Origin of the sequence: Citrobacter sp. Cpo148 (assembly GCF_030332375.1) — a bacterium.
Lineage (GTDB): Bacteria > Pseudomonadota > Gammaproteobacteria > Enterobacterales > Enterobacteriaceae > Citrobacter > Citrobacter portucalensis.
Genome location: NZ_JAOWHY010000042.1, coordinates 587,505 through 600,572 on the forward strand (window position 1 = coordinate 587,505; position 13,068 = coordinate 600,572).

At 56.6% G+C, this 13,068-nt stretch carries 12 protein-coding genes; 9 read left to right on the top strand and 3 right to left on the bottom strand.

Annotated elements, in window-relative coordinates; all coding sequences use genetic code 11:
* The first annotated feature begins 116 nt into the window (after positions 1-116).
* From hutI to hutH, 5 genes are all read left to right on the top strand, one after another.
* Positions 117-1,340 (top strand): imidazolonepropionase, encoded by a 1,224-nt coding sequence (gene hutI / locus OGY10_RS09410; protein WP_286576665.1) that lies wholly within the window; start codon positions 117-119, stop codon positions 1,338-1,340.
* Positions 1,337-2,278 (top strand): formimidoylglutamase, encoded by a 942-nt coding sequence (gene hutG, locus OGY10_RS09415; RefSeq protein WP_286576666.1) that lies wholly within the window; start codon positions 1,337-1,339, stop codon positions 2,276-2,278. Before hutI ends, hutG begins: the two co-directional genes overlap by 4 nt.
* Positions 2,279-2,365: 87 nt before the next feature.
* Positions 2,366-3,085, top strand: a complete 720-nt coding sequence (locus OGY10_RS09420; RefSeq protein WP_003831502.1) for a histidine utilization repressor — start codon at positions 2,366-2,368, stop codon at positions 3,083-3,085.
* A gap of 137 nt (positions 3,086-3,222) precedes the next feature.
* Positions 3,223-4,908, top strand: coding sequence for a urocanate hydratase (hutU, locus tag OGY10_RS09425; protein WP_008784176.1), 1,686 nt, complete (start codon positions 3,223-3,225; stop codon positions 4,906-4,908).
* A 1-nt stretch (position 4,909) separates the two neighbouring features.
* Positions 4,910-6,430 carry a histidine ammonia-lyase gene (gene hutH / locus OGY10_RS09430; protein WP_286576668.1) on the top strand — a complete coding sequence of 507 codons (1,521 nt, stop codon included), beginning with the start codon at positions 4,910-4,912 and terminating at the stop codon, positions 6,428-6,430.
* Positions 6,431-6,525: 95 nt separating this feature from the next.
* Here hutH and OGY10_RS09435 read toward each other — a convergent pair whose 3' ends face one another.
* Together OGY10_RS09435 and bioA are read right to left on the bottom strand one after the other, a co-directional pair.
* Complete coding sequence (locus OGY10_RS09435; RefSeq protein ID WP_191226242.1) at positions 6,526-7,002, bottom strand: kinase inhibitor; 477 nt, start codon at positions 7,000-7,002, stop codon at positions 6,526-6,528.
* A 57-nt stretch (positions 7,003-7,059) separates the two neighbouring features.
* A complete protein-coding gene (gene bioA, locus OGY10_RS09440; RefSeq protein WP_020996533.1) occupies positions 7,060-8,349 on the bottom strand; it encodes an adenosylmethionine--8-amino-7-oxononanoate transaminase in 1,290 nt (429 codons plus the stop codon).
* 76 nt (positions 8,350-8,425) lie between these two features.
* Between bioA and bioB the strand changes: the two genes are divergently transcribed.
* The 4 genes from bioB to bioD are packed head-to-tail and all read left to right on the top strand — an operon-like array spanning position 8,426 to position 12,050.
* Positions 8,426-9,466 carry a biotin synthase BioB gene (gene bioB / locus OGY10_RS09445; RefSeq protein ID WP_008784180.1) on the top strand — a complete coding sequence of 347 codons (1,041 nt, stop codon included), beginning with the start codon at positions 8,426-8,428 and terminating at the stop codon, positions 9,464-9,466.
* Complete coding sequence (bioF, locus tag OGY10_RS09450; RefSeq protein ID WP_191226241.1) at positions 9,463-10,620, top strand: 8-amino-7-oxononanoate synthase; 1,158 nt, start codon at positions 9,463-9,465, stop codon at positions 10,618-10,620. Before bioB ends, bioF begins: the two co-directional genes overlap by 4 nt.
* Positions 10,604-11,359, top strand: coding sequence for a malonyl-ACP O-methyltransferase BioC (gene bioC, locus OGY10_RS09455; RefSeq protein WP_032942762.1), 756 nt, complete (start codon positions 10,604-10,606; stop codon positions 11,357-11,359). The genes bioF and bioC overlap by 17 nt, the downstream gene beginning before the upstream one ends.
* Positions 11,352-12,050: a dethiobiotin synthase gene (gene bioD, locus OGY10_RS09460; RefSeq protein WP_071445157.1), complete on the top strand. Its 699-nt coding sequence runs from the start codon at positions 11,352-11,354 to the stop codon at positions 12,048-12,050. The genes bioC and bioD overlap by 8 nt, the downstream gene beginning before the upstream one ends.
* Here the strand turns inward: bioD and OGY10_RS09465 are convergent.
* Entirely contained in the window at positions 12,016-12,738 is a 723-nt protein-coding gene (locus tag OGY10_RS09465; protein ID WP_008784184.1) for an ABC transporter ATP-binding protein, read from the bottom strand. The genes bioD and OGY10_RS09465 overlap by 35 nt on opposite strands.
* Positions 12,739-13,068 lie beyond the last annotated feature (330 nt).

Genomic DNA, 13,068 nt, shown 5'->3' on the forward strand with positions numbered 1-13,068 from the left:
TCTGGCGCGGAGAGTCTTTATATCACAAATAGATAACAATTATGGTTCTTCAGGTTGACAACATCCCTATAATCAAAAATAAATGTCTATACAACCTATGACAAGTGGTGAGTCGAATGCAGCAATTCTTCCCTGATGATGTTATCTGGCGCAATGTTCGTCTGGCGACTATGGACCCTGAACGTGGTACCCCATATGGGCTGTTGGATGGTCACGCGCTGATCGTCCGCCAGGGCAAGATTCGCGATATCGTCCCGGAATCATCGTTATATCTCACGCATGACAATACTTTTGATATGCAGGGCAGGCTGATTACGCCTGGCCTGATTGATTGCCATACGCATCTGGTCTTTGGCGGAAACCGCGCAGGTGAGTGGGAGCAGCGGCTAAATGGTGTCTCCTACCAGCAGATAAGCGCTCAGGGTGGGGGGATCAATGCCACCGTATCGGCGACCCGCAGCGCCACGGATGAACAACTCTTACACGTAGCTCATCAGCGGATGGAACAGCTGATCAAAGAAGGTGTTACGCTGCTGGAAATAAAATCCGGCTACGGCCTGGATTTGCCGACAGAAGAGAAAATATTGCGCGTGGTGGCAGCGCTGGCGGCAGAGAATATCGTTGAAATCAGCCCGACGCTGTTGGCTGCGCATGCAACTCCAGCGGAATACCGGGATGATCCTGACGGCTATATTACGCTGGTGTGTGAGACCATTATGCCGCAATTGTGGGAACAAGGGCTGTTTGAGACCGTCGATCTGTTCTGTGAAAGCGTTGGTTTTTCGTTGGCGCAGAGCGAGCGGGTGTTTCAGGCTGCACAGGCGCTGGGCATCCCGATTAAAGGCCATGTCGAACAACTGTCATTGCTTGGCGGCGCACAGTTGGTAAGCCGCTACCAAGGGCTATCCGCCGATCATATTGAATACCTCGATGAAGCGGGCGTGGCGGCGATGAGTCAAAGCGGTACGGTCGGCGTGCTGCTGCCCGGCGCGTTCTATTTCCTCAAAGAGCAGCAGCGCCCACCGGTAGCGTTGCTGCGTCAATATCAGGTACCGATGGCGGTAGCGACAGATTTTAACCCCGGTACCAGTCCGTTTATCAGCCTGCACTGGGCGATGAATATGGCTTGTGTCCAGTTTGGCCTGACGCCGGAAGAAGCATGGGCGGGTGTAACCCGTCATGCGGCTCGGGCGCTTGGGCGTCATGCCACCCACGGTCAATTGAAGGCCGGGTTTGTGGCCGATTTTGTGGTGTGGGATGCAACCCTCCCGGTCGAGATCCTGTATGAACCCGGGCGCAATCCGCTCTACCAACGCGTATTCAAAGGACAAATAGCATGACCAACTGGCAACCAGCCTCACCTGCGCTGTGGCAGGGACGTGATGACCGCGCCGAATCGCCGAATGCGCTGCGCCTGTTTCAGACTATCATGCAAAGTCTGACGTTTAGCCCAGAAATGTACCGCGAGCAGATAGCGTTGCTCGGGTTTGCCTGCGACGAAGGCGTTAAACGTAATCAGGGGCGCACGGGTGCCGCCGGAGCACCCGATGAGCTGCGCAAGGCGCTGGCGAATTTAGCCAGCCACGATGGGCACAATCGGCTGGTGGATCTGGGAAATATTGTGGCGCAGGCTCCCGATCTTGAGGGCGCGCAGCAGGCGTTACGTAATGCGGTACAGCGCTGTCAGCAGGAGAACATGCGTACCTTTGTTTTGGGCGGGGGACACGAAACTGCCTTTGCCCACGGCGCTGGCGTACTGGATGCGTTCCCGCAGGCGAAAGTGGGGATAGTCAACTTCGATGCGCATCTCGATTTGCGCAAAGCTGAACAAGCCACATCCGGTACGCCATTTCGCCAGCTGGCGCAGCTTTGCGATGAACAGCAGCGTGAATTTCACTATGCCTGTATCGGCGTCAGTCGGGCGGCAAACACCCAGGCGCTTTGGGATGAGGCCCAGCGGCTCGGTGTTACCGTGGTGGAGGATCTGCATTGCGATACGGCGCAGGCGCAGTTAGCGCAGTTCATTGCCAATCTGGATGTCATCTATCTGACAATCGACTTCGACGTGCTGCCGGTGTGGGAAATGCCCGGCGTGTCGGCCCCCGCCGCGCTTGGCGTACCCTTGGCGACGCTGCTGAGACTGATTGAGCCTCTGTGTCGTAGCGGTAAACTCCTGGCGGTGGATATGGTTGAATTTAATCCACGCTTTGACGATGATGGCAGAGCAGCACGCGTGGCGGCGCGATTAGGCTGGCAAATCGCCCACTGGTGGCACTGATATACCTGATGGCGTTGCGCTTATCAGGCTCGGGTAATGCCTGTAAACTCTACCCACTCACATTTTCAGCTTAAGGAAGGCTCACGCATGCTCCCATCCCGTTCTGCTCCGGCTCCTTTTTACGAAAAGGTCAAACAGGAGATCAGCGAAAAAATTGCCAGCGGTATCTGGCAGCCTCACGATCGCATTCCTTCTGAGGCAGAGCTGGTGGCGCAATATGGTTTCAGCCGCATGACTATCAACCGGGCGCTACGTGAGTTAACGGATGAAGGTTTACTGGTGCGTTTGCAGGGCGTCGGGACGTTTGTCGCCGAGCCCAAAGGTCAGTCTGCGCTGTTTGAAATCCGCAGCATCGCGGATGAAATCAACGCCCGTCAGCATCAGCACCGGTGCGAAGTGCTGACGCTGGAAAAAACCCAGGCCAACGCGCAGCAGGCTTTGGTGTTAAACGTCAAAGAAGGCACCTCCATTTTTCACTCTGTCATGGTTCATTACGAGAACGATCTGCCGGTACAGATTGAAGATCGCTGTGTGAATGCCGAAATTGTGCCGGAGTATCTGGCGCAGGATTACAGCCAGACCACGCCGCACGCATACCTGTCGCTGATAGCCCCGCTGACGGAAGGTGAACATATTGTTGAAGCGGTACGTGCCAGCGCTGAAGAGTGCGCGCTGCTGAATATCAAAGAACACGATCCCTGCCTGCTGATTCGCCGTAAGACCTGGTCTGCGTCGTCCATAGTCTCTCATGCCCGTTTGCTGTTCCCGGGTTCCCGCTATCGCCTGCAAGGACGGTTTATGTCCTGATGTCGGGATATCAAAACCGTGATTGCTGACGCAATATAATAAAAATGTATCTTAATTGTTAAAATCATCCTTGCGATGACTTGTATAGACAAGTATATATTTCTTATCTATCCGACGTTCGCGAGGAGTTTTCTGTCATGTCCCATAGCAAATATCGTCAGCAGGATATTCGTGCCCCACGCGGCACCACCTTAACGGCCAAAAGCTGGCTGACCGAAGCGCCGCTGCGCATGTTAATGAATAATCTGGATCCCGATGTGGCGGAAAATCCGCATGAGCTGGTGGTATACGGTGGGATTGGCCGCGCCGCGCGGGACTGGGAATGTTATGACGCCATCGTCAACGCGCTGACCAAACTGGAGACCGATGAAACTCTGCTGGTCCAGTCCGGAAAACCGGTAGGCGTATTCAAAACTCACGACAACGCACCGCGCGTGCTGATTGCCAACTCCAACCTGGTGCCACATTGGGCTACCTGGGAGCACTTCAACGAACTGGACGCCAAAGGGTTGGCGATGTACGGCCAGATGACCGCCGGGAGCTGGATCTACATCGGCAGCCAGGGCATCGTGCAGGGGACTTATGAAACTTTCGTTGAGGCCGGGCGTCAGCATTATCAGGGTAACCTCAGCGGACGCTGGGTACTGACCGCCGGGCTGGGCGGCATGGGCGGAGCACAACCGCTAGCCGCTACACTTGCGGGTGCGTGTTCGCTGAACATTGAATGCCAGCAAAGCCGAATTGATTTCCGTCTGCGTACCCGTTACGTCGACGAGCAGGCGACATCGCTTGACGATGCGCTGGCGCGTATCGACAAATACACCCGCGAGGGTAAAGCCGTCTCCATTGCGCTGTGTGCTAATGCCGCCGACGTTGTGCCGGAACTGGTGAAGCGCGGTGTGCGCCCGGATATGGTCACCGACCAGACCAGCGCCCACGATCCGCTGCATGGTTATCTGCCGTGCGGCTGGAGTTGGGAAGAGTATCAGGCAAAAGCGGTGTCCGATCCCCAGGGCACGGTGCAGGCGGCGAAACGTTCAATGGCAACGCACGTTGAGGCGATGCTGGCGTTTAGCAAAATGGGTGTGCCGACGTTTGATTACGGCAACAACATTCGCCAGATGGCCAAAGAGATGGGCGTGGAAAACGCCTTTGATTTCCCCGGCTTCGTACCTGCTTATATTCGCCCCCTGTTCTGTCGCGGCATAGGCCCGTTCCGTTGGGTGGCACTGTCAGGCGATCCGCAGGATATTTATAAGACAGATGCCAAAGTGAAAGAGATCGTGGCTGATGATAAGCACCTTCATCACTGGTTGGATATGGCGCGTGAGCGGATTAACTTCCAGGGCTTACCAGCGCGTATCTGCTGGGTCGGCCTGGAGTGGCGACAAAAGCTGGGGCTGGCGTTTAATGAAATGGTGCGCTGCGGTGAAGTATCCGCGCCGATTGTTATTGGCCGTGATCATCTGGACTCCGGTTCTGTTGCCAGCCCAAACCGCGAAACAGAAGCTATGCGCGACGGTTCAGACGCCGTATCCGACTGGCCGCTGCTGAACGCGCTGCTTAACACCGCCAGCGGAGCGACCTGGGTGTCGCTGCATCACGGCGGCGGGGTTGGCATGGGCTTCTCTCAGCATGCCGGGATGGTGATTGTTTGCGATGGCACCGATGAAGCCGCGGCGCGCATCGCCCGAGTCTTACATAACGATCCGGCTACCGGGGTGATGCGCCACGCCGACGCCGGGTATGACATTGCGGTGGAGTGCGCCGTTGAAGAAGGGCTGAATTTGCCAATGATTGCTGCGACGCAGGAGAAACGCTGATATGAACACCATGACACTCACGCCGGGCCATCTGAGTTTTACCCAGCTACGTGAAATCTGGCAGCAGCCGGTCAAACTGAGCCTGGATGCCGGGGCGATTGATGCAATCAACGCCAGCGTCGCCTGCGTCAATAATATTGTCGCTGAAGGCCGTACGGCGTATGGCATTAATACCGGCTTTGGCCTGTTGGCTCAGACCCGTATCGCCACGGAAGATTTGCAGAATTTACAGCGTTCGCTGGTGCTTTCCCATGCGGCAGGCGTTGGCGAGGCACTGGATGACGCAATGGTTCGCCTGATTATGGTGCTGAAAATCAACAGCCTGGCGCGCGGTTTTTCCGGCATTCGTTTGAGCGTGATTGAAGCGCTGATTGCGCTGGTGAATGCCGAGGTATATCCACTGATCCCGGCGAAAGGGTCGGTGGGCGCATCGGGCGACCTGGCGCCGCTGGCACATATGTCGTTGACGCTATTGGGCGAAGGTAAAGCGCGCTGGCAGGGAGAATGGATCCCGGCGACTGAAGCGCTGAAAAAGGCCGGACTGGAGCCGATCACGCTGGAGGCGAAAGAGGGACTGGCGCTGCTCAACGGCACTCAGGCTTCCACCGCCTTTGCACTGCGCGGGTTAATTGAAGCTCAGGAACTGTTTGCGTCTGCGACGGTGTGCGGGGCGCTGACCACAGAAGCCGTGCTGGGCTCCCGTCGTCCGTTTGACGCCCGTATTCATGCCGCGCGAGGGCAGCGTGGGCAGATTGATGCCGCAACGCTATACCGTCATGTGTTGACCGACTCCAGCGCGCTTTCTCAGTCGCATCATAACTGCGAAAAAGTACAGGACCCGTATTCTCTGCGCTGTCAGCCACAGGTGATGGGGGCGTGTCTGACGCAAATGCGCCAGGTGATGGATGTTCTGCTGGTTGAAGCCAACGCGGTTTCCGACAACCCGCTGGTGTTTGCTGAAGAGGGCGATGTGATTTCCGGCGGCAACTTCCATGCTGAACCGGTGGCGATGGCGGCAGATAATCTGGCGCTGGCAATTGCGGAAATTGGCTCGTTATCAGAGCGGCGCATTGCGCTGATGATGGACAAACATATGTCGCAGTTGCCGCCGTTCCTGGTGAAAAACGGTGGGGTTAACTCCGGCTTTATGATTGCTCAGGTAACCGCCGCCGCGCTGGCGAGCGAGAACAAAGCGCTGGCGCATCCGCACAGCGTGGACAGCTTGCCGACCTCCGCCAACCAGGAAGATCATGTTTCTATGGCGCCGGCGGCGGGGCGCAGACTGTGGGAGATGGCAGCAAATACGCGCGGTGTGATTGCCGTGGAGTGGCTGGCGGCGTGTCAGGGGATTGACCTGCGTGAAGGGTTAACCTCCAGTCCGTTGCTGGAGCAGGCGCGACAGGCGCTGCGCGAGCAGGTTGCCCACTACACGCAGGATCGCTTTTTTGCCCCGGATATTGAGTGCGCGACCGAGCTGTTAGCGCAAGGAACGTTGCTGCAATTGCTGCCTGAATTTCTGTAGAAAATTGCCTGATGTCGACGCTGACGCGTCTTATCAGGCCTACGGTCTGCTTTGTAGGCCGGATGAGGCGAAACCGACATCCGGCTCAACACAGCTTAGCTAAACATCGCCGTAATCGAAGCGCTGGCGAGCGAGTGGAAATGGACGTTAAATCCAACCATCGCGCCGCTGGCACCTTCATCGACATCAATACGCTCCACATCCAGGGCGTGAACCGTAAAGATATAGCGGTGGGTTTCACCCTTCGGCGGCGCAGCGCCGCCATAACCGGCTTTACCAAAATCTGTACGGGTCTGAATCACCCCATCCGGCAGTGCAACCAGCCCGGAGCCGGATCCTTGTGGGAGTACGCGGGTATCAGCCGGCAGATTTACCACCACCCAATGCCACCAGCCGGAGCCGGTTGGCGCATCAGGATCAAAGCAGGTCACGACAAAGCTTTTGGTTCCTGCGGGTACGTCATCCCATGCCAGATGCGGGGAAATATTATCCCCGTCATACCCCATGCCGTTAAAGACGTAGCGATGCCCAAGCTTATCGCCATCGCGCAGATCGTTACTGATTAGTTTCATGCTGACTCCTCTCGTTAGCCAAAAAGTGTAGCCAGAAACCGTAGAGCTTACCGCTGATTAATCGCTAAAAAATGTTGCATTGCGCACAGCCTCGTTCACGGCCTGCGTCAGGCGACGTAACTGATCGGGCTGGATAATGTACGGCGGCATCAGGTAGATGAGCTTGCCAAATGGTCTTATCCACACGCCCTGTTCGACAAAGAACTTCTGTAACGCTGCCATATTCACCGGATGCGTGGTTTCGATGACGCCGATGGCGCCGAGCACGCGTACGTCCGCGACCCAGCAGGAATCTACCGCCGGGGCGAGTTCTGCCCACAGCTGCGCTTCAATGGCCGCTACCTGTGCGCGCCACTCGCCGGTTTCGATTAACGACAGGCTGGCGGAGGCGACGGCGCAGGCCAACGGATTGCCCATAAAGGTCGGGCCGTGCATGAAGCATCCGGCTTCACCGTTGCTGATGGTTTCCGCAACCTGGCGGGTGGTGAGGGTTGCAGAAAGGGTCATTGTTCCGCCGGTTAACGCTTTGCCCAGGCATAAAATGTCCGGAGTGATGTCGGCATGCTCGCAGGCAAAAAGCTTGCCTGTACGACCAAATCCGGTGGCGATTTCATCGGCAATCAGCAGGATCCCTTCACGGTCGCACATCTTACGGATGCGTTTTAACCATTCGGGATGATACATGCGCATACCGCCAGCGCCCTGTACGATTGGCTCTAGGATCACTGCCGCAATTTCGTGGCGATGCGCGGCCATCAGACGGGCAAAAGGCACCATATCCAGTTCGTCCCACTCGCCGCCCATGCGGCTTTGTGGGGCTGGGGCAAACAGGTTCTCCGGCAGGTATCCCTTCCACAGACTGTGCATTGAGTTGTCAGGATCGCAGACCGACATCGCGCCGAAGGTATCACCATGGTAACCATTACGAAATGTCAGGAAACGCTGGCGGGATTCGCCTTTAGCCTGCCAGTATTGCAGTGCCATTTTCATTGCAACTTCTACGGCGACCGACCCTGAATCTGCGAGAAAAACGCACTCCAGCGCCTCTGGGGTCATCGCCACCAACTGGCGGCACAGCGCAATGGCCGGGGCATGGGTAATGCCGCCAAACATTACATGCGACATGGCATCAATCTGCGTTTTCATCGCGGCGTTCAGTTGCGGGTGATTGTAACCGTGGATTGCCGCCCACCAGGATGACATGCCGTCAATCAGCTTCTCACCGCTGGCTAAGATCAGTTCGCAACCTTCGGCACGCGCCACCGGATAAACCGGCAACGGGGAGGTCATGGAGGTGTATGGGTGCCAGATATGGCGTTGGTCAAACGCAAGATCGTCCGTTGTCATAATCGACTTGTAAACCAAATTAAAAAGATTTAGGTTTACGAGTCTACACCAAACTAACAACGAAACGTATACCAATATGGCTCATTCTTCTCGCTGGACAATGTCGCAAGTCACCGAATTATTTGAAAAACCGCTGTTGGATCTGCTGTTTGAAGCGCAGCAGGTTCATCGTCAGCATTTCGATCCGCAGCAGGTACAAGTTAGTACGCTGCTGTCGATTAAGACCGGTGCTTGCCCGGAAGATTGCAAATACTGCCCGCAAAGCTCCCGCTATAAAACCGGTCTGGAAACAGAACGGTTGATGGAGGTTGAACAGGTACTGGACTCGGCACGTAAGGCGAAGCAGGCCGGTTCAACGCGGTTTTGCATGGGCGCGGCGTGGAAGAACCCGCATGAGCGCGATATGCCGTACCTGGAACAAATGGTTCAGGGCGTGAAAGAACTGGGGCTGGAAGCCTGTATGACGCTGGGCACGCTGGACGAATCTCAGGCCCAGCGCCTGGCCAATGCGGGTCTGGACTACTACAACCACAACCTCGACACCTCGCCGGAATTTTACGGCAATATCATCACCACCCGCTCGTACCAGGAGCGCCTGGATACGCTGGATAAAGTGCGCGAGGCGGGTATTAAAGTTTGCTCCGGCGGGATTGTTGGGCTGGGTGAAACGGTGACCGACCGCGCGGGTCTGCTGCTGCAATTAGCGAATCTGCCGACGCCGCCGGAAAGTGTGCCGATCAACATGCTGGTGAAAGTGAAGGGCACGCCGCTTGCCGATAACGACGACGTAGATGCTTTTGATTTTATTCGTACTATCGCCGTGGCGCGTATCATGATGCCGACCTCATACGTGCGTCTTTCTGCCGGGCGCGAGCAGATGAACGAACAAACCCAGGCGATGTGCTTTATGGCCGGGGCCAACTCGATTTTCTACGGCTGCAAACTGCTGACCACCCCGAACCCGAACGAAGATAAAGATTTGCTGTTATTTCGCAAGCTGGGTCTTAACCCGCAGCAAACTGCGGTACTGGCGGGCGATAACGAACAGCAACAACGTCTGGAGCAGGCGCTGCGTACCCCGGATACCGACGATTACTACAACGCGGCAACCGTATGACCTGGCAGCAAAAAATTAACGATGCGCTAACAGCGCGTCGTCGTGCTGATGCCCTGCGTCAGCGCTATGCGGTGACGCAGGGTGCCGGTCGCTGGCTGCAGGCCGACTGTCGCCAGTATCTGAATTTCTCCAGCAACGACTACCTCGGCTTAAGCCACCATCCGCAGATTATCTGCGCGTGGCAGCAGGGCGCTGAGCGTTTTGGCGTCGGCAGCGGCGGCTCGGGCCATGTCAGCGGTTATTCCGTTGCTCATCAGGCGCTGGAAGAAGAGCTGGCGCAGTGGCTCGGCTATTCCCGGGCGCTGTTGTTCATCTCTGGTTTTGCCGCCAATCAGGCGGTCATTGCCGCACTGATGGGAAAAGATGACAAGATTGTTGCCGACAGGCTCAGCCATGCCTCGCTGCTGGAGGCTGCCAGTCTTAGCCCTGCCGTGTTACGTCGCTTTACTCATAACGACTCGCAACATCTGGATCGTCTGCTGACAGCCCCCTGTCCGGGGCAGCAGCTGGTGATCACCGAAGGCGTGTTCAGCATGGATGGCGACAGCGCGCCGCTGGCAGAAATCCACGTGGTGGCGAAACGGCAGGGCGCGTGGCTGCTGGTGGATGATGCGCATGGGATTGGCGTAAGCGGTGAGGAAGGGCGTGGTTCGTGCTCCCGACAGCAGGTGAAACCTGAGCTGTTGGTGGTGACATTTGGTAAAGGGTTCGGCGTCAGCGGTGCGGCGATCCTGTGTTCTGATAGCGTGGCCGATTATCTGCTGCAGTTTGCCCGTCATCTGATCTACAGCACCAGCATGCCGCCAGCCCAGGCTCAGGCCTTGCGCGCCGCGCTGGCGGTGATCCGCAGCCGCGAAGGCGATGAGCGCAGAGAAAAGCTGGCGATGCTGATCCAGCGTTTTCGCGCAGGGGTGAATACTACGGATTTGACGCTGGCACATTCAGACAGCGCTATTCAACCGCTGATCGTTGGCGACAATCATAAAGCCTTGCAACTGGCACAGACGTTACGGCAACAGGGCTGCTGGGTGACGGCGATTCGTCCGCCGACGGTGCCGGTTGGGACGGCCAGGCTGCGGATTACGCTGACCCAGGCGCATGAAGTCCAGGATATCGACAACTTACTGGAGGTGCTGCATGGCGCAGGTCAATAAGCAGGCGATTGCCGCTGCGTTTGGTCGCGCGGCTACGCACTATGAGCAACATGCGGAGCTTCAGCGTCAGAGCGCCGATGCGTTACTGGCGCAACTCAATGGCCGGGCGTTCTCACGGGTTTTGGATGCGGGCTGTGGGCCTGGGCGTATGAGTCGCTACTGGCGGGAGCAGGGGAGCGAGGTCTGTGCGCTGGATCTGTCGGCGCAAATGCTTACGCAAGCGCAGCGTCACGATGTCGCCCATCACTATCTGCTGGCGGATATCGAAGCCATTCCGCAGGCCGCTGCCACTTTCGATCTGGCCTGGAGCAATCTGGCCGTGCAGTGGTGCAACGACCTGCGCGGCGCGTTACGCGAGCTATACCGGGTGGTGCGTCCTGGAGGGGCGGTGGCGTTTAGTACGCTGGCGCAAGGGTCGATGCCGGAACTTCGTCAGGCGTGGAGAGCGGTTGATGATCGGGAGCACGCCAACCGTTTTTTGCCCGTGGAGCAACTGGAAAACGCTCTGTGCGGCTGGGACGTTGAATACCAGTCTCATGCCGTCACGCTGTGGTTTGACGATGCGCTGAGTGCCATGCGCTCGCTAAAGGGCATTGGCGCGACGCATTTGCATGATGGACGCGAGCAGCGTGTGCTGACCCGCTCGCAGTTGCGCCAGTTACAGCTCGCCTGGCCCTGTCAGCAGGGTAAATATCCGCTGACCTATCATCTTTTTTTGGGAGTAATTCAACGTGACTAACACATATTTTGTCACCGGGACGGACACCGAAGTAGGTAAAACTATCGCCAGCTGTGCGTTGCTTCAGGCGGCGGGACAACTGGGGTTGCGAACGGTCGGCTATAAGCCGGTGGCGTCAGGCAGTGAAATGACGGCTGAAGGTCTACGAAACAGCGATGCGCTGGCTCTACAGCGCAACAGCGTTGTGGCAGTGGATTATGCGGCCATCAATCCGTATACCTTCGCCGAACCTACCTCACCGCATATCATCAGTGCTGACGAAGGACGCCCCATTCAGGCTTCAGTGATGTCTGCGGGTTTACGCTTGCTTGAAGAACAAGCTGACTGGGTATTGGTGGAAGGCGCAGGCGGATGGTTTACGCCACTTTCACCAACGCTGAGTTTTTCTGACTGGGTAAAAGCGGAACAACTGCCGGTGATTCTGGTGGTTGGCGTTAAGCTCGGTTGTATCAACCATGCCATTTTGACCGCCCAGGCGGTGCAGCAGGCCGGGCTGACGCTCGCCGGATGGGTTGCCAATGATGTGATGCCACCTGGCAAGCGTCATGCTGAATATATGGCGACGCTAAAGCGTGCGCTTGCGGCTCCGCTACTGGGGGAAATACCCTGGCTGGCAGAAGAGCCGGAACGAGCATCGACAGGTCGTTATATCGATCTTAGCGTTTTGTCTCTGGCATCCACCAGTCGTTGATTAGCGGGTCGCTGAATTGTGTTATTTGTCCTTGAGCCACGTTGCGGCCACGATGTAACAAGCAATAGCAGTCGGCGACCCGACGAATGAACGGCAGGCTCTGCTCCGCGAGCATAATGGCGATGCCAAGCTCCTGGCTTAGCCTCACAATCAGATTCCCCAGTTTGTGGATATACGCCTGGCCACTTCCTCGCGTCGGCTCATCGAGGATCAGCAGGCGCGGGCGAGTGACCAGCGCACTGGCGAGTGCAAGCTGGTGCTGATTTTCCTCTGATAATGCCACCCCTTTGGCCTGACGCAGTACAAACAGCTGCGGAAACAGGCGGTAAATATCGCTGCTGTTCATCGCTTCGCTTTCCTCAACCGCCTGGCGCGCAATGTGCAGATTTTCCTCTACCGTCAGCTGCGAAAAAATTCGCCGTTCCTGCGATACACAATTAATACCCAGCGCAATGCGCTTTGCCGCCGGAATCTGAAGCAGATCGCAAGGTGGTGCGCCAGCCTGATGCCAGAACATGGTTCCGCTCTCAATCGGTAAATTGCCGATGATGCAATTGGCCAGCGTGGTTTTTCCCATCCCTGGAAGACCCAGCACGGCGGTACATTTACCGGGCAACAGGTCGAGATCGACATCCCAAAGCGAGTGTTGATTACCGTAATAGTGATTCACTGCACGAAGACTCAACATAGATTTCTCCCTCATGATGATATCCGCCTTGCGGGCTGATGGTCGGGAGAAAACTGCAAATCTCTTGCCAGAAGCGGAATTAGGGGAAAATACAGCAGAATAGCGTATTGAGCGGGTTGCGGTATCCGGCTTGTTGTGGATGAGCGCCGCAGTGTGCACATTGTCAGTGCCTGGTGGCGTTGTGATGGTGCAGGCAGGAAAATGATGAAAATGCGAGCAAGATCTCGGCCATCCCAGGTCGCTTCGTTAGCTGATAAATATCAAAAAATAGCGATAATTTTTTTTTATCCCACCAGAAAAGATCATCAGGACGTTTTTGCCAGGCTACAG

Excerpts from the sequence above, each read along its gene's own strand:
- bioA (WP_020996533.1), bottom strand. The coding sequence starts at position 8,349 with ATGACAACGGACGATCTTGCGTTTGACCAACGCCATATCTGGCACCCA.
- hutG (WP_286576666.1), top strand. The coding sequence starts at position 1,337 with ATGACCAACTGGCAACCAGCCTCACCTGCGCTGTGGCAGGGACGTGAT.
- hutU (WP_008784176.1), top strand. The coding sequence starts at position 3,223 with ATGTCCCATAGCAAATATCGTCAGCAGGATATTCGTGCCCCACGCGGC.
- bioB (WP_008784180.1), top strand. The coding sequence starts at position 8,426 with ATGGCTCATTCTTCTCGCTGGACAATGTCGCAAGTCACCGAATTATTT.
- OGY10_RS09420 (WP_003831502.1), top strand. The coding sequence starts at position 2,366 with ATGCTCCCATCCCGTTCTGCTCCGGCTCCTTTTTACGAAAAGGTCAAA.
- bioC (WP_032942762.1), top strand. The coding sequence starts at position 10,604 with ATGGCGCAGGTCAATAAGCAGGCGATTGCCGCTGCGTTTGGTCGCGCG.
- bioF (WP_191226241.1), top strand. The coding sequence starts at position 9,463 with ATGACCTGGCAGCAAAAAATTAACGATGCGCTAACAGCGCGTCGTCGT.
- hutI (WP_286576665.1), top strand. The coding sequence starts at position 117 with ATGCAGCAATTCTTCCCTGATGATGTTATCTGGCGCAATGTTCGTCTG.
- OGY10_RS09435 (WP_191226242.1), bottom strand. The coding sequence starts at position 7,002 with ATGAAACTAATCAGTAACGATCTGCGCGATGGCGATAAGCTTGGGCAT.
- OGY10_RS09465 (WP_008784184.1), bottom strand. The coding sequence starts at position 12,738 with ATGTTGAGTCTTCGTGCAGTGAATCACTATTACGGTAATCAACACTCG.
- hutH (WP_286576668.1), top strand. The coding sequence starts at position 4,910 with ATGAACACCATGACACTCACGCCGGGCCATCTGAGTTTTACCCAGCTA.